A 293-nucleotide genomic window follows, 5' to 3' on the forward strand; every position below is an offset into this window, starting at 1 on the left:
GTCGGAGATGTGTATAAGAGACAGGCATTACGCCACCAAGCCTCTGTCTTATTTTGCCCATCTCATTGGTTATGAAGGGCCGGGAAGCTTGACCTTAGCTCTTAAAAATAAACATTGGGTGACCTCTTTAGCTGCCGGTGGCGGTATCAGTGGTGGCAACTTCCGAGAATTCACTATCGGCTGTCTGCTCACACCCGAAGGGCTTGATCATATTGATGACATCATTGAGATGATCTTTTCCTACATGAAACTGGTGTTTGAAGAGGGTATTGAAGATTGGCGTTATCATGAGA

The 293-nt window shown here is 45.7% G+C and carries 1 protein-coding gene; it reads left to right on the forward strand.

The window, feature by feature from the left end:
* On the forward strand, positions 1-293 hold a 293-nt coding region (locus tag AB4585_RS24600; RefSeq protein WP_372171373.1), incomplete at both ends, for an insulinase family protein.

This window comes from Vibrio sp. 10N.222.49.C9 (genome assembly GCF_041474985.1).
Taxonomy (GTDB): domain Bacteria; phylum Pseudomonadota; class Gammaproteobacteria; order Enterobacterales; family Vibrionaceae; genus Vibrio; species Vibrio crassostreae_C.